This window comes from Saccharothrix sabaoui (genome assembly GCF_051756985.1).
In the GTDB taxonomy this organism is placed as follows: Bacteria; Actinomycetota; Actinomycetes; order Mycobacteriales; family Pseudonocardiaceae; genus Actinosynnema.
The window spans coordinates 32,083-55,407 of sequence record NZ_JBPKJK010000041.1 but is presented as its reverse complement, the minus strand read 5'-3'; the positions used below and the strand labels follow the sequence as shown (position 1 = coordinate 55,407).

The following is a 23,325-nucleotide window of genomic DNA, read 5'->3' as shown; positions in this document are numbered from 1 at the left end:
CCCACGGAAGGTGAAGTACGGTGTCGAGGTCGTGGCCACGGTGGCGTCGTAAGGTGCTGTGGCGCTCGCGCCCCGCACACCGGCTCGGCTTCATACGCCCGACGCCTGCAGACGCCGTCATCGTGAGCGAGCAAGCCTTCGTACAGATGACCGAAGTATCCCGGGTCGAGTTCCACCGCGCAATTAGGACCGACCGGCCCACACCTGCAACGACGTTCCTTCGTCAGCGGGAACGCACTCTTCTGCCGCGGAGCGAGCGGTCGAACCATCGGATGCTCCTGCAGTGAGCGGACATTTTGTCGTGGCCGCATGACTTCCACCTACTCGAGCCCAGCCGCGCCGCGTAGGTAGTGCTGTATTGCGGCGGCACCAGCGTTATCCCCTATCTCAAGGAACACTGTCCGGGCTTGGTGCCAGTACGCCTCCGCCTCGGCCGGTTGGCCCAGGCCCAGCGTCGCGCGGCCCAGGTTCTGCAGCACGAAAGCCAGACCGCGGCTGTCACCGCACTCCAGGAAGATCGGCCCGGCTCGGTGGAGGGCGTCCGCGGCGGCTTGGAAGCGCTCCGCTTGGAGGTGGGCGACGGCCGCGTTGTTCGACGCTGTTCCCTCGAGATAGCGCTCGCCCGTGGTGCGGAACAGGTCTTCCGCGTGTCCGTGAGCGGCGACAGCGTCGTCGTAGTTCCCGGCTTCCCGGTAAGCCGAACCCAAGTTGTTCCAGGTCAAACCCGCGACGTGCGGATCCCCCAGCTCTTCGGACAAGGCCAGGTTCCGCGTGTACGCCGTGATCGCGTCGTCTGTGCATCCCACGGAGGCCAGCGCCGCGGCCAGGTTGTCGCGTGCCGTGAGTTCGCTGTACACGTCGCCCAAGTCTTGCGCCGTGTCCAGTCCGCGCTGGAGCGCGACAACCGCCTCCTCGGATCGCCCGGCGTCGCGCAGGGCGGCGCCTGCGCCGGTGCGTGCGATCATCTCGCCGCGCCTGTCTCCGACGGCACGGTGCAGGTCTCCCGCCTGTTCGAGAACGGCGATGGCCTCGTCGAGCCGCTGGGACTCGTGCAGCGCCAGGCCCAGGTTGTTGAGCGCGATCGCCTCGCTGTGTCGGTCCCCGATCGCCAGGTAGAGCTCACGGGCGCGTGCGTGGGCGGCGACGGCTTCGCGGATGCGGCGCAGATTGAGCAGGGCGTTGCCCAGGTTGGTCCACGTCGCCGCTTCCCCGCTCCGGTCGCCCAGTGCGCGATACGACTCTGCGGCCTGCACCTGAAGTGCTATGGCTTCGTCGAACCGCCTGTTCCTGCTTAGGGCGTTGGCCAGGATCACCGTGCAGTTCGCCCAAGTGCCCCTGTCGAGATGAGTGGAGCTGGCCTGGGCGTGCGCCGCTACGGTGAGATGGTCGGAGAGGTACCAGCGCCAGGTCAGGTACACGGCCAGGGCGGTGCCCAATCGGGCGGCCCGCTGGTGTTCTCCCGTGATGGCGGCTTCGACCACTGCGGCGACCAAGCAGGCTCGTTCGGCGTCGAACCACTCAAGGGCTTCATCCAAGTCGGCGAACCGACCTGCGACGTACTCATCCGGTAGCGTGCGGAGCCGGTCGTCGGCGGCGTCGGCGGTCTGGGTGAAGTGCTCGGCCAGCCGCTCGCGGGCGGCCAGTACGCCATCGGTGTCGAGACCGGGGGCTTCCCGGCTGCTGGTGTGCGCGCGGATGAGGTCGTGCACTCCCCACCGGTCGGGACCGTTGGGGCGCAACAAGTAAGCGTGCCGCAGACCGCGGAGCGCGACCCGAACCTGGTCCACCGGATGATCGGCAAGGGCGGCGGCGGAGGCGGTGGAGATGTCCGGACCGGGTGCCGCGCACACCATTCGCAGCAGGCGTGCCCGGTCGGGGTGGCGTTCGACCAGCCGGAGCCAGGACCAGTCGAACACCGCCGCCAAGGCCTGTTCGCCCCGGGCGTAGCCCTCTACTCCGGGAGCCTGCCGCAACTGCCGGGCGAGTTCACCAGGTGTCAAACCGGATTCGTCGAGCAGCAGTGCCGCGGCGATCCGCAATGCCAGCGGGAGGCCGCCGCACGCGGACGCCAACTCCTTGGGATCGCTTCCCACGCCCAAGACCTCATCCAGCAGGGCACACGCCTGCTCCGACCCGAGGACGTCGAGATCCACCCGCGTGGCACCGGGCAAGTCCAAGGTGTCACGCGTGGTCACCAGCCAGCCGTGCGGGACTCGGCGGGGCAGCAGGTCCCGAACCTGTTCACCGGTCGCCACGTTGTCGAAGACCAGCAGCACACCGGAGTCCTGGTCGGCGAACTGGTCGAGGACCTGTCCGTATACCGCCGCCTGTTCACCCAGGTCGGCCGGGATCTGCTCGCCGGGCAGACCGAACACGCGCAGGAAGGGAGCGAACCCCGCCGAAGCTGGCACCTGCCACTCAGCACTGTAGCCATGCATGTCGACCCGGAAGACCCCGCCCGGGAACCGATCCCGCCGCACCACATCTACAGCAACGTGCTCGGCAACAGCGGTCTTACCGACACCACCCATACCCGCCAGGACAACGCCCACCCCGCGCTCAAAAGCTGCCACGACCTGCTTGACGACCCGCGTGCGACCGATGAACACCTCCCCCTGGGTGTCCGAATCACGTACCCGGTGCACCACCGCCACACCGGCCCGCTCGGGCTGTGGGAGGACAACCTGATCGATATGACCCGCTTGCACCAGGTTGCCGATCTGCCCGGAGGCGCGATTCGTCACTCGGGACTCAGGCTCTCGCTCACGCATCCACCAACTGTGGACCACCCCGCGTGGTGCCGCGCCCCGGGGGATCTCACCAGCCCGCAGATACACCTACTTGGCACGCCAAGAAAGCCCTGGGCGATGTAGCCCAGGAAGGCCAGCCGATGCAGGCCCGCTTGGGCATCGAGGTAGACAACCTGCCCGCCGCCTGGGCACAGGGCACGGGCGCGGTCCTGGCGGAGCAACCTCCGCAAGACGACGTCCGGGTAATGCTCGATCCGGTGGGCCACCCGTTCCGGCCTACCGGCCAGGCGTCGGCTGGTGGTTCTGGACGTCATGGCCTCATACAACTAGCCCGCAGTACGTCAGCTGGCGTCGAGGAGCAACTTGCCCGCGTTCTCGCCGCAGAAGAGCGTGTCCAGGGTCGCAGGGAATCGTCGATGGCGCTCGTAACCACGTGTCCCTTCAAACGGTGTGGCCCTCGGAGATCCACTGCGCCATCTCGGCGGTCGCCTCCGGTAGCGCTTGACCATGCGGCCTCCGGCCCCGATGACCGCATCGGCCGGCTGACCACGCGCAACTCCTTCATCGAACTGACCGGGAGGAGCGCGGCGGCGGCAGCCGAGACACACAGCGACCTGCGGTTCGGTCCTGTGTTCGTCGAGCTGGCGGCACCGGTGCGCCCGTCAACCCCTGGTGATCCGCCGAGTCTCTACCGGCAGGACGTCGACCGGTGATCTCATCGCGACCGGCTGGCCTGGCGTCAGCCTGCGGTGATCCACTCTGCCGGGACCAGGGCGCCTTGGCCGTCACGCCACCGCCGGATCACCGCAGATACGAAGACCGGTTGCTCCAGGTCTGCGTGTTCCATGGCGATGACCTGGAGCTTGCCGTCCGCTGAGGTGATGGTGTTGGCGATGGCCTGGTACGCGCGCAGGAGAGCGGCCCGGTCGGACTCCTCGGCTGGCTGTAGGTCTGTTTCTTTGTAGTCGGCGGGGAAGTAGACCTGGGAAGGCTGGTCGAGAACGAGCAGCTGCGGCACTGGCCGATTATGGTCGATGAACCACTCGTGCAGGCTCAGGAACGCGGCCAGGTGGTAGCCCAGCCAGTTCTGCCCGCCGCCGATCTCCTTGAGGGGGACTGGTCCTTCGTTGGTGTCGGCCACGACGGTGAGGCGGCGCAGGTCAAACCGGATCGGGGCGTCGGAGTGCTCGAGGACGAGTGCGCGGGCCTTGGCGGTGATCTTTTGGTTGATCAGTGACAGGCTGCTGTTGACCCGGTCGGCCTGCACGTCGTGGCCGAGGGCGTCTTCCAGTTCCTCGATGGCCGCGCGCATCTCTTCGCGCTGGTCGCGGATGCGGGGGGCGACTGTGTAACGTGCGGCGTTCTCCAGGAACAGGCTGATGCGCCCGCGGACGGCGGCGGCGCGTAGCGTGGTGTCGCGGTACCGTGCGGCCTCGCGCATGCCGGCCTCGAGTGCGTCCCGTTCGTCGTGGTTGGTGCCGAGTGCGCGGCGGTGCTCGCGGAGCAATTCTTCTTGCTCGTCGATGAGGGCCTGGATCTGCGGGGTGTCGTCGCTGACGTGGACGACGTTGGCGTTGAGCTCCTCCAGGTCTGTCCGCAGTGCGGTCGCGACGGCGCTCGGGGCGGTCACTTCGCTGTTGCAGACCGGGCATGCTTCCAGAGAGGTGTCAGGGCTGACTTTGAGCAGTGACAAAGAAGTCAAGCGTTCGCGGTGGTCGAGTGCTTGCGTCAGGAACTCGCTGCGGTCGCGGAGTGCGCTTCTGAGTTCAGCGAGCCGGGCGCGCGTCTGCTGGAAGGCGATGCGCAGTCGATCCCGCTCCTGCGAGAGGGTGGCCAGGGGATCGTCTTCGTCCTCGGGGATCTCGGGCAGACCGGGCAGGGGTGCCGAGGCGGCGGTGCCGAGCAGCGCGAGCGCGTCGTCCAGCGTGAGCTCGTCGGTGTTCAGAGGGTCGAGCAGCGAGGTCTCGACAGCTTCCCTTACCAGGGCACGGGCCTGTCCGGACGCGGGCGCTGCGGATTCCTGCTGGTTGAGATCTCGCTCATGGTTCCGCAGTTCGGACTTCATCCGCTGCAGCTGTGCACGTTGCACGGCCTGTTCGGGGTCCACAGCCCCGATGAAGTAGGGGAAGATGTCGCGGATCGTCCTGGGGCCGTGATCCTCCCCCTGCGAGTGGAACAGGTGGTCGGGATTCGCCACCACGTTTTGGGCTTGAATGCAGAAGTACAGGGCATGGCGGATGGACGGGGCCATGGTGTTGCCCCGGGTGGTTGGCAGGCGGATTGAGAGGTCGATGCCCGTGAACTCGGCGAGCAGGCCGCGCGCGGCCTCGATGGTGAAAGTGAACTGCATCTGCTCTGCAGCCAGCGGGAGATCCCCTGGCTGCTGGAAGACCAGGCAGAGCCGGGGGGATGGGGTGGTTCCGCGCGCTGCCGGGCGGGCCACGAACAGCTGGCGGTCGCCGCGGACGATCTGCACCGCGAAAACGTCGACGTACTCGCGCAGCTTGCCCGCGCTGATGGGGTAGTTGTCGCCGCTGCTGGCCATGCAGTAGTTGGTGACATCCCAGATGGAGGTCTTGCCCGTGAGGGAGTCGCCGGTGACGATGTTGAGTTCGCCGAGGTTGAACTCCAGGCTGCGCACCTGACCGGGCTGCTTGCCGTACAGGGTCAGGGACTTGAGCTGCCAGGTCACGGTCGTACTCCAAGCAGGGTGAGGACGGTGGCGGTGGGTCCGCCGGTGGGCAGCCACCGGCCGAGCATGTGGGCGGCCTTCTGGACCGCGGCGGCTTCGGCTGACCGGTTCCGGATCCCCTTCGGGATGGCCTTGTCGCGCAGGGTGAGTGCGGCCCCATGCAGAACGAGGACCCGGGTCTGCAGTGCGAACAGCAGTCCGGGTCGCACCACGGTGAGAAGTCCGGGGGCGTTGGCGGACATGTGAACTTTGATGGTCCCGTTGTTTTCCGCCCACTGGGCCATGTTGGCGTTGGCGTTCGGCAGCAGGTCCCGGACCGCAGGTTGCAACGCCATGACAGCGGAGGCGACCACGAGGGGCAGCGGACCGGGGCGTTCGTGCGCGTCCAGGTGGCCTTGGACGACGCGGGCGCAGACCAGGGCGGTGAAGGCCGGGTTGTACAGCGCCCGCTCTTCCCTGCTCCACTCGACAGGGCTGCTCATTTGCTCGACACCGACCCGAGCAGCGCCATGAGGCGCTCCTGGAACTCGGGGTGCCAGCCGACCCGCCGCTCGTCAGCGAGGATCTGGTACGAGCCCTTGGTGACGAACGGCTCGTCGCATCCCGGCCGGATGGGGAACCGGGCATGGTGATCGACCCACCGGTAGATGGCGCGGGCCTCGCGGACCTTGGCCTCCTCCGCGGCCTCTTGCCCCAACTCCTCGTGCATCTCCTCGAAGCGGCTTGACCACTCCTCGACGAGGCGCTTCTCGTACTTGCCCAGCTCACCCGGCCGGAGCAGGTTGTCGTTGACCCACCTCGACCGCTGGGTGAACGCCCGCAGGTAGTCGCTGACCGCCTGCTGGATCCTGCTGTCGCCGACATTCACGAGGCGCAGTTGCCGGACGTAGACCTGTTCTCCGCCGTCGGGGTCCGCGCCGCCTGTCTCAGGCAGGTCGTCGTCGATGGGCAGGCTGTCAGGGCCGAAGCCTTTGCGGCGGTCGCTGAACACCACGTCGAACTCCAAGCCGGTCACCGGCCCCGACGCAGGGTCGCGCAACTGGGCGACGACCCTGCGGAAGAACCACCCGTCCAGGCGCTCCAGAAAGACCTTCGCGTGTTCGTGGCCCACGGCGAGGCCCAGCAGGCGCTGGAGGCGCTGGGTCGTCTCGTCGATGTCAGGCGCCGCGTCGAGCACGCGAATCCGCTCGAGCAGGGATCGACGCTGGTCTGCCGTCAGCCTGTCCCACGCCTCGTACGCGGACTTGTTGGTCTCGTTCCTGGAGGTGCGACGGGCTTCATCTAGCAGCCCGAGCGCCTTCGCTTCGTCCCGGGGGCTGCCAGGGCCCGGAGGCCGGAGGTGGTAAGCGGCGCCCTCCGCGGCGGCCTCGGCGGTCGTGAGCAGGAAAAAGGTGGGGCGATCCAGGCTGGCTGCAGACTCGACCCAACCGGTGGCCCAGATCCGCAGGCTCTTCCACAGGTCAGTGGCCTTGTCAGTCATCTTGGTCCCCGGGGCGCGGTGCTTGAGCTGGTAGAGGCCCGGTCCCGCGTCCTCGTGGACCTCGATGTCGTCGCCCGCTTCGATGGCCACGGACCAGTCGGGACCGGCTCCTGTCTGTTCGACGCAGAAGTAGAGCGCCTTGCGGAGCTGATAGAGGTAGCCGACCGCCGAAGCCGACGCCTCGAACAAGTCGATCTGCTCACCCATCCCGAACCTCCCCGCCGCGTCGCCCGCCGATCACATGATCCGGCCGTCCCGCCGTTAACCGTGGCGAGGCACTCGCGTGTTACACGGCGTTATAGCAGCGATGCACGTGAGGATGGTGCGGACAGGCGTCCAGGACGTCCCCGCCCAGGTTCGTGGCCTGCAGGCTCGCGGTTGACGAGGCAATCGGAGATCGTTGCCGCTGGCTGCTTGATCGCCGCGACGGCGCGTTCGGCGTCGACGTCGCGGCGCTGGTTCTCGGCCCTGACGCCTGGCCACCACCTATCCCGCAGGGGCCGCGCCTGACGACCCCGGCGACCAAGCCGCCTGCCCCCGCCCCCGCGCCCGCGCCCACCAGCACGCCCGTCACCACAGCCCTGGCGACCACGCCCCACATTGCCCTTCAGCACATGAACATCGTGTGCCACCCCGAGCACACATCGATCAACCACCGAACAAGCGAACATCCGCTTCTGCCGCAGAGGGCGCACTGCACCGGGCCTGACACCGCGGAGACCGTCATGAACGCAGACGGTGAATTGTCCGGGCCGCTGACCTGCTCGCTGGAGCGCGCCGGGTCGCTGTGGTCGGACACCGACCTGATGCTGGGCCGCGCCGACGGTGCTCTGGCCTACGCCGACCGGGCCGTGGCGGAGTTCGAAGCCGCCCCGGACGAACGCCGCAACCGGGGCTCGGAGCGCATGACCCGCATTCAGCAGGCCAAGGCGCACCTCGTGCTGCACGACCTGGCCGGCGCCGAGGACGCCCTGCGCCCGGTGCTCGACACGCCCCCGCCAACCGCGTCCGCCCCCTGGTCCATCGCTTGACCGAGGTCGGCACACTGGCAAAACGGATCGGCGGTACGACCGATGCCACAGCGAGGCGGATCCAAGGGGCCGTCACCGACTTCCGCAGGGATACCGTGGCGAAGGAGTGACCGCGTGAGCACGGCCGAGCCGATGCGCGAGCACTGGTGGTGGCGACCGGGCTGGAAGACCGGCCGATCCTTCTACACCTGGCACGTCACCTTCGCCGACCAGCCCGGCGCGCAACGCCTCGTCGCCGATTACGCCCCCGTCCTGGCGACGCTGCCTCAACTCGACCCGGTCCCGGCGCGGTGGTTGCACCTGACGCTCCAGGGCATCGGCTTCACCGACGAGGTGGCCTACGACGACGTGGACCGCATCGTGCAGGCCGCCCGCCGCCGCTGCTCCGAACTGGAGCCGTTCACCGTCACCATCGGTCCCGCCCACGTCGACCCCGAGACCATCCAGATGCCCGCCCGACCGCTGGAGCCGCTGGCGCAACTACGGCTGGCCATCCGCGCCGCCATCGGCGACATCTGAGGGCCCGACAACGTGCCGGAGCCCGAGGCCGGATTCCGGGCGCACGTGAGCCTCGGCTACTCCAACGCATCGGGCCCGGCTGAACCCGTCGCGCAAGCCCTGAACTCCCACGGCGGGCACACCGGCGAGGTCACCGTGTCCTCGGTGTCGCTGATCAACCTCAACCGGGACCGCAAGGCATACGAGTGGACCGACGTCGCCTCGGTATGCCTCGGCGAGGGCGCACCGTCCCGGACATGATCCGGTTCTTCCGGATGCTGGCGGCGTGCCTCGGAGGCGGAAATCCGGCGGCAGAGTTGCGGCAATCTTGCGGCAACGCTCATCCGTCAAACGGGTGATACACCATGCGGCGGTCCAATTGACCTGCTGTTTCCTTGCCGTCTCGACTACCGTTCCGGACCCGGGCACGAAGGGACGGCGGGGATGGCGAAACGCGAGAAGCTCCAGGAGCGACGCACCACGCGCAGTTTCACCCAGGAGAGCCTGGCCACGCTGCTGCACGTCAGCCCGCGGACCGTGCGCGGCTGGGAAGCAGGCACCAGCGCTCCCTACCCCGAACACCGCCAGCCTCTCGCCGATGCCCTTCACATCGGCCTTGACGATCTTGATCGACTGCTTGCGGGGCTGCCGATCATGGACGCGAACAGCACCATCTTCGACGCGACGCTTCCGACGGATTCCACAGAGTTGTCCCGCTGGCTGGCGGATCGCACCATTTCTGCCACTGAGATGGATTTCTGTCGCCTGCAACTGGTCAATATTGCGTCAGACTTCGTCTGCCATCCGCCTTCGTTGTGGTTCACGTCTCTTCAGACGTTGTGGAGGCGTCTTCACCATCGCTTGACAACAGGAGTGCGCCCTCGGCAGGTTCACGACGTCTATCTCTTGGCGGGCATGACTGCGACGGTTCTCGCACATGCCCATCATCTTCTGGGGAAGTCACGGGAAGCACTGGAGCACGCCGATATCGCGCTGCTCCTCGCGGACGAGATCGATCACGCTGATCTGTCGTCGTGGGTATTGGGTACCCGGGCTTTGATCTTCGATTCGAAGGGCCGTCCGATCGAGGCACTGGCCTCGCTGGATCAGGCTCGGGCCCTGTCGAGCCGTTCGGTCACATCGGGCACCGGGACGGTTCGCTTGTGGACCTACTACGCGCGCGTGCACACTGGGCGAGGCGATGCTTCAGCGGCCCTGCGAGCAGCGGAATCCGCAGCGGCAGCCGACGAGCACATCAACTCCGGGTCTCTTTCCGGTGATCTGGACGGGATAGGCGGGATCCTGACCTTCGGTACAGCCAAGCGACTGGCGTTGACCGCCGGAGCGCATCTGGCCAGTGGTCGTGCCGACGTCGCCGTCGCCCACACTCGCGCCGCCATCACCGCCTATGAGCAGGGGCCGGGTCAACAGCGTTCCTACGGTGACGAGGCGCTGGCCTATCTCGACCTGGCTCGCGGCCAACTGGTGTTGGGAGACCTCGACGGCGCCACCTCGTCAACCCGCGTGGTGCTGACGCTTCCACCTGACCGGCGCATCTCACCGCTGCATCCGTCGTTGCAGGATCTGGCCAGATCGCTCACGGCAGTGCCGCGGCGTGAGCCTGCGGCACTGGCACTGCGGCATGAGCTGGACGATTTCCGCCTGGGGAACTCGGGCACCATCGTGGTGTGACACACGACGGCACACAGACGCCCCCGAACCTGACCGGTACCTTCCGTGCGCCGCCCCCTCACGTCGAGACTGCGGTGCGGGCGGCGTGTGCGACGACAGGGCTCGACCCGTCAGGTGCCTCCGTACTGCACGATCACGCCAACACCGTGCTGCTTCTGCCCGCCGAGAACCTCGTGGCGCGCTTGAGCGCAGGCGACCACCGCGAGGACGCCTCTCATGTGTTGGCCGTTGTCCGATGGCTTCTGGATCAGAATTTTCCAGCATCGATCCCGCTTAACGAATCCCACCCTGTGCTGATCGAGTCACAGGCGAGCGTTTTCACAGTCACTTTCTGGGTCTACCACCCTCAGCCCGTGGAGTGGCCACGTCCTGATTCCGCGCACCTTGGCGAGATCGTACGCTCGCTGCACGGGGCTTCGGATCCGCCGATGCGTCTCCGTCGCTGGCTCCCACTGGATACCCTGGAAAAAATCGTGTCTGATCCGGCCATGTCACCCGCGCTGCCGAGCACAGACAGGGACTGGCTCCTGCATAGGATTGATACACTGCGAACTGAAATCGACAGTCTGGACTGGCCATTGGGACATGGATTGATACACGCCGATGCATGGGCGGGAAACCTGCTATGGGACACCAGCACCACAATGACTGGAGGTAGTTCGCCAGTGACCGACGTACGCCTGGGCGACTGGGATTCGGTCTGCCATGGCCCACGAGAAGTCGATCTGATCCCTTCCTGGCACGCCGCTTATCGCTACGGCCGAGGCGCCGAATGGCCACAAAATTTCGCACTGAAATACGGATACAACTTGTCCGAGTGGTCCGGATTCTCCACACTTCTTGAGATGCGCGACCTGGCACAGCTTGGCGGCCCGCTGCGTCATGCCCACTACGACAAACGCTACGCCAGAGCCCTCAGACAGCGACTGGACGGCTCACGAAGTCGCAAACCCGGCTCCTGGCTGGAGTTCTGACCGACGTCATACAACCTCAACTCGGCTATCGTCTCGACCACAGGCGCGAAGAGAACCACAGAGATACCGAAGCGCGAGAAGGTCCAGGAACGCATGACGAAAGGTGAGCAAGGGACTGACCCCCAGCAAAAACAGCCAATTGGAGGTACGGCAGTCTACAGGTTTGCGACACACTTCAGAAAGCGCAGTGCAGCTTGTGTAGCCATAACCACTTAACTCTCGGCTTTCACTGCCGTGACGAGGGGACGAGGAGGACCGGATGCTTGTTGCACGCGATTCCAGCGGAGCGCGCATCGAAGCTGCTCGACAAATGACCCCTGACACCTACTCCTGCCCTGTGTGCAGTTCACCGGTGATCGCGAAGCCAGGACGAGTCAAGGTCCCCCACTTCGCACATGCAACGAAGTCCCACTGTCCTTCCGTAGGCGAAAGTTCCGACCACCTTTACGCCAAATGGGTTTTGGGCGAGCAGTTCCGGGCAGTGGGCTACAAGGTGACCTTGGAGGAGCCACACTCGGAAGGACGGCGAGTTGACGTCGCCGTCACTATCGAACACCCGATTACTCCCTTGCGATACGCAGTAGAAGTTCAAAACTCTTCAATCGATCCCCGCGAGATGTCCAGGCGCTTTTTGGCTGATCTAAAAGCTGGTTTTTGGTGGACCGCCTGGATCTTCACCGGCTCTCGCGCAAAACGTCTACTAGATGCCGAACCCGGAACCGAGGTGCGTTTACCCGAAGACATTCTTGCAGGAAGCGGACCTTTGATCCTGAACGAACATAAGGCTGAGATCTACGAGCAGTTGTCCATGCGGACCGACGGGCTAGACGTGCAAACGTGGATGGGTTCCGCACTGGCTGTGTCATACGGCAGCATCGGCCGCTTAAGAGGCATAAAGTTCCTAGATGCGAACGGGTCGCTGTGGCACACAGAACTCAGCACAACACGGCGCGGCCGGGCAGCGAAACGTGGGTCACAGCTGCAAAATACGAGACAAATTGACCGAAAAGAGCGAATTTCATTCAAACTTTTCGGAGATCCCTGGGGCCTCGGTGACACGCAACGCCTCACACTTGCCTCTGAGCTTGCAGAATTTTTACCGGATGACAACGACACCACGGTCGCCTCCACGGAACTTTTACACTTTGCATCACAGAAATTACTCGTCACACCTTCTCAAGAATTCGACGATTGGGTGCGGAAGACTATTGGAAACATCAAAGGCTGGACGTACCGAGGGGACGAGACAGCGAGAAGCCTCAAGCGCTCCATTCAAATCTTCCTGTACGACATTAGGAATCCGCTAGGCGCTCGCCCTAATGGCTGGCCAGCAGCTCCGGCAGCATAGTCGGCATGCTTTCCGAGGAGTGGCACCAAGGCGTGCTGGATCGCCAGCTCGGACGACCGCGACGCGCAGGTACTGTGCCACCACAGCAACCCCGTCTACCTGGCCGGTCCACCGACTCACGAGGCCGTGATCAGCTTGGTCACCCAGGCCGCGACTCCACCAGGACCTGACAGCACGAGGACCATGAGGGCTCCCGCGCCTGGCAGCACAGACGGTCGACCCAGGCGCGGGCGGGCGATACACATCCAGTGGAGGAGCCCGAGTTGGAGGATTCGGTCGGCACGGCCGGTGGCGGCGCAGTGCGCGCCGTGGTGCGAGACCGCCGAAACTCTCTCGATCTCGATCAGTTCCGGTGCGCTAAGACGGCCTTTCGACGCCGTATCGGGGACTCCTGCGTGAAGCCGTCGATCCCGCTGGCGCAGCCACTGATTGACACACCGACAGCAGACGGTGAGTGATGGGCGTCACCCGATTGGTTGACAAATGTTGGTCATGTGTGCAACAACAGGGCCGCTCATCAGCGATGAGAGGTGCACTGTCAACTTTGACAGGTGTCCATGGCGATGCGGCAGCGTTAGGGCCGAACGGGGGAACCGGGGTTCGCGTGAGGCCGTGACATTGCATGATCCGAGTTGGCGCAGTCGAGTGTTCGGACGTGATGCGGCACCGGCGGAGGACGCCGTGACCCGCAGATCGGGACGACCGGGGAGTTGTTGCTGGTGAGCCAGGCGTGGGACAGACTTTCAGCCCGAACCGACCTGCTCCGTACGACATTCCGGGTTCTCGACAGCATCCAGGACTTGCCCACCCGGATGCTCGCCGTCGGCGCCGACCTGCCGTTCGAGGCGTTCGCCGACATACCCTCCGCTTCTGTTGAGCATCATTCGGTTCTGGTCCGTACCGGTCCGGACTCCTTCCGTTCGGCAGTCCCCCTCGATCCGCTTCCGCAACCGTGGGGCGAGGTTGCCCGCAACGTGGCGGACCGGATCGGCCATGACGTTCTCGCCACCCTGACCATTGCCTGCGAAGTCCTCGGCCGACCGGTGAGCGGGTTCGACCACCGATCGACCACGACGAGGCCTCTGCCGCCTATCGGCTTGTCCGACGTCCAGGACGTCGGAGACTGGATCGACTCCCACTTTGCGCTGTTGCCGGCCGTGGTCCGGGCCTGTGCCGTGGCACGATTCCGGCCCTTGGCGTTGGCCATCGCCGCCCGCAGTTGGGTCTGTGCACCCGACCACGCTTCTCCGGCCTGGGCGCACGAGCTGTCCGAGGCCGGAGCGCAGGCCGCCATCGACGACCGCTCGGTGCCCGCGTTTGCCGGTGTAATGAGGTTCAGTGCGCAGTGGTTCGCCGACCACGGCGACATGGCCACCGCCGAACGCCACGGCGTGCGGGAATGGACCGCGTGGGAGCGACTCGGCGACACCGACGGCATGATCGACGTGCTGTGGCATCGCGCCGGTCTCTACCACGCGGCAGGGCGGCAGGATCGCGAACTTGACTGCCACGAGCGGTTGCAGTCGCTCTACGAGGCCCGTGACGACGAGCTGGGCATCGCCCGAACTATCGCCGCCACCGGCATCACCTTCGCCGGTCTGGGCAGCGACCAGGCCGCGGTCGAGCACCTGTACCGAGCCGCGCGCCAACTGTCATCATTACCTGCGGCGACACCGGGTGAACAAGCCGTCGTGGTCGAAACCCTGGGCCGGGTGTACTGGCGACTCGGTGATCACTACGCCGCGCGGCGGCGTTTCCACGCCGCTCTGCGCTTGCACGAGTTATCCGAGGAGAAGGAGCCTGTCGAGCAGGCCGTGCAACGGGTTCGTGGCCTGCTCGACACCCCCGACGGGCGGCCACTACCGGACTTCTAGAAAAACTCCCAAATGCGCAGCAGCACTGCCACGACGGGAGCCAGCGCGATCAGCAGCTTCACAGCCGCGGACAGGCGCCTGCGCCAGGGCTTGTCCGAGCGTTGGACAGCGCGTCCGGCGACACGTCGTGGACGACCGGGCGGCGGCCACGGCCGGCGCGAGGGTAAGCGACGTCGTCGGGGTGGGGACAGGGACATGATCGGTTCGATTCGCCTTTCGTCGTAGGCCGGGACTACCGGTCTGGGGACGGGTGGAACAGGGCGGAGTCGGACGCCGGCCCGAGAGGGGTGCGGATGGTGTAGAGGTCCAGCACGGGGTCGCAGACGAAGATCCGCTTGTTGGCCTTCTTGCCGCGGACGTGCACGATGCCGGCGTCGACGAGCTGACCGGTGATCTCGCTGGCGGTGCGACTGGAGAAGCCGTAGCGCACCTGCAACGCCTGGTTGGTCGCCACCGGCGCCGTGATCAACCCCGACACCACCTCCCGCCCTCGTGGCGAGAACTGCGCCCGTCCCAGCATCTGCACCTGGAGCGTTTCCAGTTCCTCGATCAGACGCAGCTGCTCCTCGGCCTGCTCGCGCACGCACCGGGCGAAGAACCTGATCCACTCCTCGACCGAACCGCCCTCGGTGATCGACTCGATCCGACGGTGGTACTCCTCGGCGTGGGTCGCCAGCCAGGGCGACAACAGCAGGACCTGGTCGCGCAGCAGCTTCCACTTCACCATCGCCAGCGAGTCGAACAGCCTGGCCAGGTGACCGTTGCTCTCGGGAAAGGGCTGCAACAGCTCCAGATGGAGGTGTCCGAGCGCCACCCGACCCACTCGCGAGAGCGGATGCGGGCTGTTCAACCACTCCGACAGCTGCCGCAGCGCGGTGAGCAGGCCCTCGCCGGGCGGCATGGTCAAGGCGTAGATCCGTTCCGGCTGCGGGCCCGCAAGCCAACCCTGGTGTGTTCGGACGCCCCGCATGCCCGAACGCGGTCCGCTGCCGGTCAACAGAGCGCTGCCTCGGCCCAACAGGTCCATGTCCAGCCGCGCGTCGGGCTCGCGCAGCAGGGTCATGCAGTGCTCCGAAGCCAGCAGGAACCGGCCGGTGGGGTACTGGGCCAGGATGTCGCGCGCCGATTCGCCGATGCCCTCCGCACGCTGCAACAGCAGCTCGACCAGGAATGTCTCCAGCAGCGACCGGCTCACGCCGGACATGTGCGCCGAGTTCTGCACCTCCCGCAGTCGGGTGCACAGCGCGAACATCCTCCGGTCGGGAAGTCGTTGCGCGGCCTCGTCCACCCTCGCTGCCGCCTGTTCGGCCCAGTTCAGGTCGCCGTGCGCTTGCGTCGACAGGTGTACGTCCACGCCCAGCGAGTACGGCGCGTAAGCGGACATCCTGCGTAGGTGTTCGGGTAACTCGTCGATGCCGGCGGGCTCGACCATCTCGCCATAGGGCGACGATCTCGGGGACACCCACGAACTGTGCGGCATCCGAAGCTATCGGCGCAAGTCTTCGAATAAGGCACAAGACGTGGGACACGTGGGGCGAGTCGCGTCTCGACTCCACTCCGGGACCGGAAGCCGCACCGCCCCCAGGAGGAGTGTTCGCGCTGGTCAACCGGGGTCACATACAGCCACGCGGTCGCGTGATCACGGAATCCGGGGACCCGCTCTTCCCATCAGCCTTCCCGTACGACCTCCCTGTCACCACGCAGATTTCCATATGAACACGAATATAAATCACTCTTTAGGGTGGTCTATCCGCGCTATCCGCCGCCCCGCACGGTTTCCCATCGAACCCAAGCCTTGCTGTCTCCCGTCTAATCCTTGCTCCTCGACGAAAGCCCTCGTCCGCAAAATTGCCGCTTCATTGCCGCTGGATCGCCTGGTCCGTATACCTCTGCCGGCACTTGACTGTGAAGCCACGGCATCCGACTCCGAGCCGCCACGCCGACCGTTCCCGCCTCCAACGCTCTACGGGACGCGGCGGCAATGACCTCGAAGTCGGATGCCTCACCAGCTCCGATCGGGTCCGCCGGGCCCGGCTCGGCCAGCCGTGGAGGTGTCCGTCATGCCCGTCGTGTGCCCCACTGCGCCGGCATCCTCCGCAGCTGTCATCTCGAACACGAAGGCGATCCCCCGCCCTCGCATCCTGCGGCGAACACCGTGGCCGTACGCACCGGTCTGCTGTTGCGGGTGTTGTCGGTGCCGAATCCTGTCGTGGACGTGCTGCCGGTGGAGTCGGCCGCCCACATCCTGGGGCTTGGCGCGTCGTTCACCGACGCCCACGACGTGCTGGAGCACCTGGCCGTCCCCGGCCGCGCCACGCGCATCGAGCGCGAGTCCGCCTACCGGATGCCTCACCGGCACCTCGACCGCGAAGCCACACCGTCGCCGTCCGTTCGCGGCCACAGACTTCCCCTCGGCGATAGGGCGTCCGCGGGGAAGACGGCACCACCGCATCCGTACCAGACGACCGTGACGGTCTCGGCGGATATCACGGGCAACCCCCACCGGTCGCCAGGGATGCGGAGTGGTTCCGGGCACAACGACGGGCCCTGCAGCGCGACTTCGGCTGCCGGGCCCGTTCATCCGCACTTCTGCGCTCACCACGCATCCTGCGCCGTCAACAGTGCCGGGAGCGGATGCAGCTCGGCGTCGTACACCTCCATGATGGGCACGATGACCGTGGCCGATTCGATCGCTGATGGACCGTCACGAACGCTGGCAACTCGTGCGCGAGCTGTCCCATGTCGACCAAATCACAGGGTTCGCCAGCACGCAAAGCAACCGGCGACACCAGGCGGGTGAAGCAGTCGGAATCGAACCGGCCGGTGAGGCTGGGGCAGGTTTACAGAACACATCGCCTTGGTGATCGTCACAGGCGGCAATACGGAGAGAAGATCCCGGTTCGCGCCCCCGGTCCTGTTGTCGAGCTACCCGGAGGTTGCCGCGCACACCGGCACGGCGGGCGGGACCGCATCGAGGTCAAGCAGCCAGGTCGGGTGCCAGTAGGGCGCACGCACCACCGGTTCGCTCAGCGTCCACCCGGCTTCCACCACCAAGGCCGCCAGTTTCTCCTCCGGTTCGACGCCGCGCACCACGGCGGTGTCGAACCGTTGGGACAGCACCAACCACGACCCCGGCGGCACCGCAGCGCGCCACCCGGACAACACCGCGAACAGCTCCTCCGCCGAGCCGACAAGATCCGCCAACCCGACGGCCAACAACCCGACCGGCTCTCCCGCAACAAACCGGCCGGCGGTCACTGCGGCCGTCCACGCTTCCTCTGGCGCGTGCATCGAACCTTCGACCACTGCGTGCGGCGTGGGTACGAGCATCCTGGCCAGGTGCAGCAGCATCGGCTCGGAGTGGAGGTAGATCGTGCGGGCCCGCAACCGGTTGTCGTCGACGACCTGGTGCGGGGCGCCCAGCGCCGCGACGCCTGTCGACAGGTCCACCAGCTGGTCGACCCCGGCCACGACGACACGGCGCACGGCGCGCACCAGGAACGCGCGAGCAGCCTGCGCCGAACGGGCGGCAGCCGGGTTGACCGCAATCCAGTCCTGCGCGAGCGCGCGGTCCGCCGGCAGGTTGTACCCGCCGCCCAACAGATAGTCCACGGCGCGCGCCGCATGCCCCGCCGGAAGAAGCTCCCCGTCGACGAAACCGCCGCGGGGAGTGGGGATCGGCCAAGTCGACGGCACCGGCACCGCACGCAGCGGCGCGCGCTTTCCAGGCGGAACGTTCTCCTCGGGACGCGAAAGCAAGGGCGCGGACATGTCGATCCCCTCGGCACGGCTGATCTGGTTCGTGGACAGCTCGCCGGTCGCAGCATGACGGCGCGCTCGTGTTGCCCCTACGGCGTTTGCGATGGCAGGTGTGACCACGGACGCGTCACCGAACGAGCGGATTCGTCAGTAGGGACGGGCCCGGATGTCCTGGCGTATCAGGACGTGCCCGTGCAGGCATTCCCACCCGGCTTTGCCGTGGTAGCGCCAGGTGTTGCACCGGTGTCCCCGCCTGGTCTGGCGGAACATGCCAGGTCCCACACGAAGTGGTATCGAGGCGGCGAGGACCGATGTCATGAGTCATCCCCTTCGAGCCGGCAGCACAGGTCGATGTGGATCCGTCACGGCCGTCGAAGTGCAGATGATCAGCCGCATCGGGCTCAGGAGCGCCGGCACCGGACCTATGCATCAGCCAACCTCCGGCATGATCGACAAACCAGGCGACGAAGCGGCAATTTTGCGGAAATCTCGCGACACGCCCGTTAGTTCGAATGGGTGAAAGACACCGGACGTACCACAGTTGACCTGCGGGTTCTCCGACCCTGCCAGCTATCGTGTCGGGTCGGACACGGGGAGCGGACGATGGCACGGCGCGAAGCGCTTCAGCAACAGCGAGTCAAGGCCGGCTACAGCCAGGAGAGCCTCGCCGAGAAGCTGACCGTCAGTGCCAGAGCGGTCCGCACCTGGGAAGCAGGCACCAGCACCCCGGTCGCCGACCAGCGTCGACCTCTGGCCGACGCGCTGCACGTCACCATCGATCAACTCGACCGTCTGCTCGCGGGCCTGCCGATCACGGACGAACTACAAAGCAGTCAATCCGTGAACGAGACACCAGCGACCGATTCACGGTCTTCTTGGATCAACGATGCCCGGCCTTCGCAACATGGCCATCTGGACCGACCTCGAATCGCAGGCCAGTCGCCTATCGACACGGATGGCGCCTCGCCGGATAGCGTACGCAATCGTATCAACCGGGGATCCGCCGCCGACGTCGCTGAACATGTGCGGCTCAGCCAAGAGCAGTGGCTCAAGGTACGGCAAGCCGCTGGTGCCCGAGGTCGCGAACTGGCCGAACTGGCCGCATGGCTGTATCCACCGGAGATACGCGCTCCAGGCGGCCACGTCCTGGCCGGTCCCGGCTGGCTGCTGGAGCACCCCGTGGAACTCGACTCGGTTCGGGTCGAGTTCTCCGACGCCCCGAGCCCCACGCCCAGGTTCGGACCAATCGACCATGTTGTTCCACTCACCGGCCGCGGGGAGCGCTACGCCGGCTACAGTCGCGCGGTACGGGACCTCGTCCGGCCCCGCCTGCTGGAAAACCGTCTCAGCTACCGCCTGGTGGGCATCTCCCGGCACGACGCGCTCACGCTGACCTTCGGCACCACGACCTACTTCGAGGTGTTCGACGTCAGGGAGGCGTTGGCCCACGAGTTCAAGGCCGCCTGGGTGGCCTCGGGAGGCGCGCTGCCCGAGTGGTCCGCGCTGCCCCTGCGCAGCGCGATCGGCGACCCGTTCGACCCGGGCAGACTGCTCATGTCCCCCGGGATCAACACCCTGACCATTCGCCGCGGAGCCCGCAGTGACCACCGGTTCGTGCTCCACGAGCGGGACGGTAGAGCCGTGGCCGACGGCCGGAACATCGCCAGCCTGATGCCCGCAGGCGAATTCCAACCCTCGTCGGTGGCGGCGGTGGACATCCGTAACGACTTCTCCCTGTGGCGCAACATCATGCGCGAATTCTCCGAAGAGTTCCTCGGCAACCCCGAACACGACGGCAACGGGCCCCGCTCGATCGCCTACGCCATGGAAGAGCCCTTCGTCTCGCTCGAAGCGGCACGAGCGGCCGGCCGACTCAGGCTGTGGCATTACGGCCTGATCATGGACCCGCTCCGCTTGGGGACAAACCAACGCACCGTCGCGGTTATTGACGACAACACCTTCGACGAACTGTTCGGCGACATGGTGATGACCAATGACGAGGGGCGCGTAGTCGCGATGGACGGTCGAGTCGGCGTGCCGTTCACCGCAGACGCTATCGATCGACTGGAGCCACGGCTGACCTCCGGCGCGCTGACGCTACTGCGACTGGCCTGGAAGGACCGCGACTTGCTGCTCTCCGCCTGAGCCGGCCGACGTGTTGAAGTGGCAGGTTCGGCTCGCCCGCCGATCGGGGGACCGTCTAGGAGCGTCAGTAGGCGTTGTAGGCCCATGTGTGGCCGGTGCCCCGGTACTGCTCGATGGGTGTGGGCTGTCGTCCGTCGGGCAGGTGGTCGTGGCAGAGGATGCCGTGGAGGTGGTCGACTTCGTGGGCGACCAGTCGGGCCATACCCCGCTCGAAGACTGTGATCTTCGGTTCGCCGGTGATGTCGGTGTGTTCGACGTGGATGTGCAGCGGGCGTGGGATGAGGCAGCGGACGTCGAAGAAGCTCAGGCACCCTTCGTACTGCTCGTCGGTCTCGGCGCTGGTCTCGATGATCCGGGGGTTGAGCAGGGTGATGACCTGGTCGGTGCCCGGTGGTCGCACCAGGGCGGCGGCGCGGTCGATGCCGATCTGGGGTGCGGCCACGCCCATGCCCTTGCCGAAGTTGTGGGCGCCGGCGATGCGTTGGGCGGCGGAGTGCAGTTCGGTGATGACCCGGCGGACGTCCTCGGCCTCGGCAGGCAGGTCGAAGGAACGGGCGGTGCGGCGCAGCAGCGGATCGCCCTCCTGGACCACGCCGAGCGCGGCCATGGTCTGACTCGGCCGTACGGGCTGGTCGATGTCGGTGGTGGTGCGGCCTCGGAAGTCCCATTCGAGGCGGTAGCGGCCGTGCAGGGGCGGGTCTTCGCACGACCAGGCGAATCGGACGCGGTCGTCTGTGGTGGTGCGGGTGATGGCGGTGCGGAAGGGCATGGCCTCCGCGGTCATCGAGGTGTGCAGCCCCCACACCACCGGGGCGAGTTCGGCGGGGAAGTCCAGGGTCACCGACAGGGTGGTGGTCGGCAGGCGCACGGCGCGTTGGAACCAGTTGCCCCAGTGGTCCTCGCGGACGGTGTACTCGTATTCGATCCAGGTCGACTCTCCCGGGTAGAGCGGGAAGTGCCCGGTCTCGCCGGAGAAGTGCAGCCAGACTTCCTTGAACGCGTCGCGGTCGTGGTGGGCGCTCCAGGTCATCGGCTCGGCGCGGTCGGGGCCGTGCCAGGCGTGCAGGTCGATCTCGTCCCAGGTGAGCGGGTCGGCGCTGTAGAGCTTGTTGGAGCGTTCGGGGTCGCCGGGGTGGCGGTCGACGGAGATGCGGATCAGGTAGCGGCTGATCGGCTCGGTCCCGTCGTTGACCAGGCGACGTCGCTGGGTCAGCCGGTAGACGCCTGCGTCGTAGCGCAGGGTGGCGTCGTCGTGGTCCACCACCAGACCACCGGTGCCCGCCGGCTCCTTCGACTCGGCCGCGGCGTTGGGGCGCACGCGGGGTTCACGGCCGGTCTCGAAGGCGCGAAACGCCTCACGCAACGCTCCACCGGCGGCCAGCACGGTCTCGGCCTGCAGCGCGAACTCCCGCGACGGCCGCTCCGCGCCGGATTCGACCTTGGAGACGTAGGAACGGTCGTAGTCCATCTTGCGGGCCAGTGCCGCGCGGGACAGGCCACGCACGTCCCGCCAGCGGGCGAATTCCGCCGCGAAGGCGTTGCCCTTGTCGCCGCCCGCGTCGGTGACCTGCGTGTCGTCGACCATGACCGCCCTGTTCCCCTGTTGGCCGTGAGTGGGCGTGAACCCACCGTGAGTCACGGTTCAGCCTAGAGGCACACCCCTGCGCCGGAGTGTTGTGGACGGTGTCCGGCTCGGCCCAGGGAGGACCTCCATGACACGCAGCCTCACGACCACGGCAGGACGATCCGCCACCGCGACCATCGGTGTCGACGCGACGTCGACACCGGAGACCGACACCTACCTGTTGCCCGGCGGTGCCGAGGTGATCCGGGCATGCGGCGCCGAACCGCCCACAGGCTCCGACCCGATCCTGGTCGCGGTCTCGGTCCTGGCCCGCAAACACCTCGAACGCGTCCAGGCCGTACCCGCGCAGCGCGACCTGTACGACAACGACCACGTGCTCGCCGCCGCCGCACGGGTCCTGCTGAGTTGCGCGAGCGCCCGCGAAGCCCTCGTCGAGCAGATCGACCGGTGGGTGCACGACAGGCTGCCCGCCGGCCCGCCCGCGGCGCTGCTGCACACCGAGACCCTGGGCCGGCTCGTGGACCGCATGGCGATGACCTGGGCGTACTGGCGGCAACTGACGCACCGCGTGCCGCCCTCACGCGGGGCGTCGGCCGGGCGCGAGACGCAGGCGACGATGGACGAAGTCGTCGCCCTCGTCAACGCCTACGACGACCTGCTGGCCGAGCTGCGCACCGGCCGGCGTCGACTGCCCACCACGGCCTCCGCCGTACTCGGGCTGTAGGCCACCCGTGGCCGAGCAGTGGCGCGGAATCGTGGCGCTGGCCGTGGCCGCGGACAGCCCGCTGGGCCGAGCCGCCGATGCCGTCGGCGTCGCCACCACACACCTGCCGCCGCCCGGTGAGCACGGGAAGTGCACCGTCTGCCGAGACGTGTCGTGGCCGTGCGGCCCGTTCGACACCGCAGCCCGCGAACTGGCGGCACTCGGCATCCCCGTCGGGTACCTCATCCCACTGGACCTGCATCCAGTCCTCTGGCCACCCGCCGCAGCGACCTCCGACCAGCCGACCCTGGACCTGCCGGGAGCCCTCGATGGATGAAGTCCTGGCCGCCGGCCTGCACGGCGGCATCACCGACTATCTGGATTACCTCGAACGCATGGTCGTGCTCGGCGACGACGCCACCCGGGTGTCGCTCCTGGACGGCGAGCTGCCGAAGCTGACGGCGACCGTGCGTGACCTGATCGAGCAGCACCGGCCCGACTCGAAGGGCCGCTGCCCATGCCGTCCCCGGTGGCGACGCGGTCGCACCCCGAGCTGCCGGGTCTGGGCCACAGCCCACCGGCACCTGATCGCCGTCGAGCCGGCCGCGCCCCCGACCAGCGCGGCTCGACACGTCACCCCCGCCGACCACACCACGCGCGCACCGTCGGCGGGCTGCTAGAGGTGGGGGAACGCCCCGCAGCGTTCCCCCACCTCCCGGACCACAGCCCACTCCGATTGCGAAAGACGCAAGTGCCACCGGCGACGAACCCTGTAAGACAGCACAGGAGGCGCC

The 23,325-nt window shown here is 66.9% G+C and carries 18 protein-coding genes; 11 read left to right on the top strand and 7 right to left on the bottom strand.

All coding sequences use genetic code 11. The features are described from left to right. Positions 1 to 320: 320 nt before the first annotated feature. From ACR807_RS15460 to ACR807_RS15445, 4 genes are all read right to left on the bottom strand, one after another. Positions 321 to 2,771: a tetratricopeptide repeat protein gene (locus ACR807_RS15460; RefSeq protein WP_438922005.1), complete on the bottom strand. Its 2,451-nt coding sequence runs from the start codon at positions 2,769 to 2,771 to the stop codon at positions 321 to 323. Positions 2,772 to 3,489: 718 nt separating this feature from the next. Further along, positions 3,490 to 5,442 carry a DUF3732 domain-containing protein gene (locus ACR807_RS15455; RefSeq protein WP_438922004.1) on the bottom strand — a complete coding sequence of 651 codons (1,953 nt, stop codon included), beginning with the start codon at positions 5,440 to 5,442 and terminating at the stop codon, positions 3,490 to 3,492. After that, entirely contained in the window at positions 5,439 to 5,924 is a 486-nt protein-coding gene (locus tag ACR807_RS15450) for a three component ABC system middle component (RefSeq protein ID WP_438922003.1), read from the bottom strand. Before ACR807_RS15450 ends, ACR807_RS15455 begins: the two co-directional genes overlap by 4 nt. Next, the gene (locus ACR807_RS15445) at positions 5,921 to 7,129 is read right to left on the bottom strand and encodes an ABC-three component system protein (RefSeq protein ID WP_438922002.1); all 1,209 of its coding nucleotides are present in this window, start codon (positions 7,127 to 7,129) and stop codon (positions 5,921 to 5,923) included. Before ACR807_RS15445 ends, ACR807_RS15450 begins: the two co-directional genes overlap by 4 nt. A gap of 518 nt (positions 7,130 to 7,647) precedes the next feature. On the opposite strand from ACR807_RS15445, the gene ACR807_RS15440 reads away from it, so the two are divergent. From ACR807_RS15440 to ACR807_RS15410, 7 genes are all read left to right on the top strand, one after another. Then, positions 7,648 to 7,953 (top strand): hypothetical protein, encoded by a 306-nt coding sequence (locus tag ACR807_RS15440; RefSeq protein ID WP_438922001.1) that lies wholly within the window; start codon positions 7,648 to 7,650, stop codon positions 7,951 to 7,953. Positions 7,954 to 8,067: 114 nt separating this feature from the next. After that, positions 8,068 to 8,472, top strand: a complete 405-nt coding sequence (locus ACR807_RS15435) for a 2'-5' RNA ligase family protein (protein WP_438922000.1) — start codon at positions 8,068 to 8,070, stop codon at positions 8,470 to 8,472. Between the two features lie 12 nt (positions 8,473 to 8,484). Next, the gene (locus tag ACR807_RS15430; protein ID WP_438921999.1) at positions 8,485 to 8,712 is read left to right on the top strand and encodes a hypothetical protein; all 228 of its coding nucleotides are present in this window, start codon (positions 8,485 to 8,487) and stop codon (positions 8,710 to 8,712) included. Between the two features lie 183 nt (positions 8,713 to 8,895). Beyond that, entirely contained in the window at positions 8,896 to 10,143 is a 1,248-nt protein-coding gene (locus tag ACR807_RS15425; RefSeq protein WP_438921998.1) for a helix-turn-helix domain-containing protein, read from the top strand. Beyond that, positions 10,140 to 11,117 (top strand): phosphotransferase, encoded by a 978-nt coding sequence (locus ACR807_RS15420; RefSeq protein ID WP_438921997.1) that lies wholly within the window; start codon positions 10,140 to 10,142, stop codon positions 11,115 to 11,117. The genes ACR807_RS15425 and ACR807_RS15420 overlap by 4 nt, the downstream gene beginning before the upstream one ends. 259 nt (positions 11,118 to 11,376) lie before the next feature. Continuing rightward, on the top strand, positions 11,377 to 12,465 hold the full coding sequence (locus ACR807_RS15415; protein WP_438921996.1) for a competence protein CoiA: 1,089 nt from the start codon (positions 11,377 to 11,379) through the stop codon (positions 12,463 to 12,465). 719 nt (positions 12,466 to 13,184) lie between these two features. Further along, positions 13,185 to 14,339, top strand: coding sequence for a hypothetical protein (locus ACR807_RS15410; protein WP_438921995.1), 1,155 nt, complete (start codon positions 13,185 to 13,187; stop codon positions 14,337 to 14,339). A gap of 232 nt (positions 14,340 to 14,571) precedes the next feature. Here ACR807_RS15410 and ACR807_RS15405 read toward each other — a convergent pair whose 3' ends face one another. Further along, on the bottom strand, positions 14,572 to 15,723 hold the full coding sequence (locus ACR807_RS15405) for a Fic family protein (RefSeq protein WP_438921994.1): 1,152 nt from the start codon (positions 15,721 to 15,723) through the stop codon (positions 14,572 to 14,574). A gap of 1,541 nt (positions 15,724 to 17,264) precedes the next feature. Continuing rightward, positions 17,265 to 18,110, bottom strand: coding sequence for an SAM-dependent methyltransferase (locus ACR807_RS15400; protein ID WP_438921993.1), 846 nt, complete (start codon positions 18,108 to 18,110; stop codon positions 17,265 to 17,267). A gap of 591 nt (positions 18,111 to 18,701) precedes the next feature. On the opposite strand from ACR807_RS15400, the gene ACR807_RS15395 reads away from it, so the two are divergent. Next, entirely contained in the window at positions 18,702 to 20,243 is a 1,542-nt protein-coding gene (locus ACR807_RS15395; protein ID WP_438921992.1) for a helix-turn-helix domain-containing protein, read from the top strand. 64 nt (positions 20,244 to 20,307) lie between these two features. Here the strand turns inward: ACR807_RS15395 and ACR807_RS15390 are convergent, their stop codons facing one another. Then, positions 20,308 to 21,828, bottom strand: coding sequence for a peptide deformylase (locus ACR807_RS15390; protein WP_438921991.1), 1,521 nt, complete (start codon positions 21,826 to 21,828; stop codon positions 20,308 to 20,310). Between the two features lie 127 nt (positions 21,829 to 21,955). Between ACR807_RS15390 and ACR807_RS15385 the strand changes: the two genes are divergently transcribed. Genes ACR807_RS15385 through ACR807_RS15375 form a run of 3 tightly spaced genes read left to right on the top strand, consistent with a single transcriptional unit; the run spans position 21,956 to position 23,211 of the window. Further along, a complete protein-coding gene (locus tag ACR807_RS15385) occupies positions 21,956 to 22,552 on the top strand; it encodes a DUF4254 domain-containing protein (protein ID WP_438921990.1) in 597 nt (198 codons plus the stop codon). 7 nt (positions 22,553 to 22,559) lie between these two features. After that, positions 22,560 to 22,868, top strand: coding sequence for a hypothetical protein (locus ACR807_RS15380; RefSeq protein ID WP_438921989.1), 309 nt, complete (start codon positions 22,560 to 22,562; stop codon positions 22,866 to 22,868). Beyond that, complete coding sequence (locus ACR807_RS15375) at positions 22,861 to 23,211, top strand: hypothetical protein (protein WP_438921988.1); 351 nt, start codon at positions 22,861 to 22,863, stop codon at positions 23,209 to 23,211. The genes ACR807_RS15380 and ACR807_RS15375 overlap by 8 nt, the downstream gene beginning before the upstream one ends. Positions 23,212 to 23,325 lie beyond the last annotated feature (114 nt).

Bases quoted from the DNA above. Each gene is read 5' to 3' on its own strand.
- ACR807_RS15405 (WP_438921994.1), bottom strand. From the start codon at position 15,723: ATGTCCGCTTACGCGCCGTACTCGCTGGGCGTGGACGTACACCTGTCG.
- ACR807_RS15400 (WP_438921993.1), bottom strand. From the start codon at position 18,110: ATGTCCGCGCCCTTGCTTTCGCGTCCCGAGGAGAACGTTCCGCCTGGA.
- ACR807_RS15415 (WP_438921996.1), top strand. From the start codon at position 11,377: ATGCTTGTTGCACGCGATTCCAGCGGAGCGCGCATCGAAGCTGCTCGA.
- ACR807_RS15445 (WP_438922002.1), bottom strand. From the start codon at position 7,129: ATGGGTGAGCAGATCGACTTGTTCGAGGCGTCGGCTTCGGCGGTCGGC.
- ACR807_RS15390 (WP_438921991.1), bottom strand. From the start codon at position 21,828: ATGGTCGACGACACGCAGGTCACCGACGCGGGCGGCGACAAGGGCAAC.
- ACR807_RS15395 (WP_438921992.1), top strand. From the start codon at position 18,702: ATGGCACGGCGCGAAGCGCTTCAGCAACAGCGAGTCAAGGCCGGCTAC.
- ACR807_RS15425 (WP_438921998.1), top strand. From the start codon at position 8,896: ATGGCGAAACGCGAGAAGCTCCAGGAGCGACGCACCACGCGCAGTTTC.
- ACR807_RS15385 (WP_438921990.1), top strand. From the start codon at position 21,956: ATGACACGCAGCCTCACGACCACGGCAGGACGATCCGCCACCGCGACC.
- ACR807_RS15440 (WP_438922001.1), top strand. From the start codon at position 7,648: ATGAACGCAGACGGTGAATTGTCCGGGCCGCTGACCTGCTCGCTGGAG.
- ACR807_RS15450 (WP_438922003.1), bottom strand. From the start codon at position 5,924: ATGAGCAGCCCTGTCGAGTGGAGCAGGGAAGAGCGGGCGCTGTACAAC.
- ACR807_RS15375 (WP_438921988.1), top strand. From the start codon at position 22,861: ATGGATGAAGTCCTGGCCGCCGGCCTGCACGGCGGCATCACCGACTAT.
- ACR807_RS15460 (WP_438922005.1), bottom strand. From the start codon at position 2,771: ATGCGTGAGCGAGAGCCTGAGTCCCGAGTGACGAATCGCGCCTCCGGG.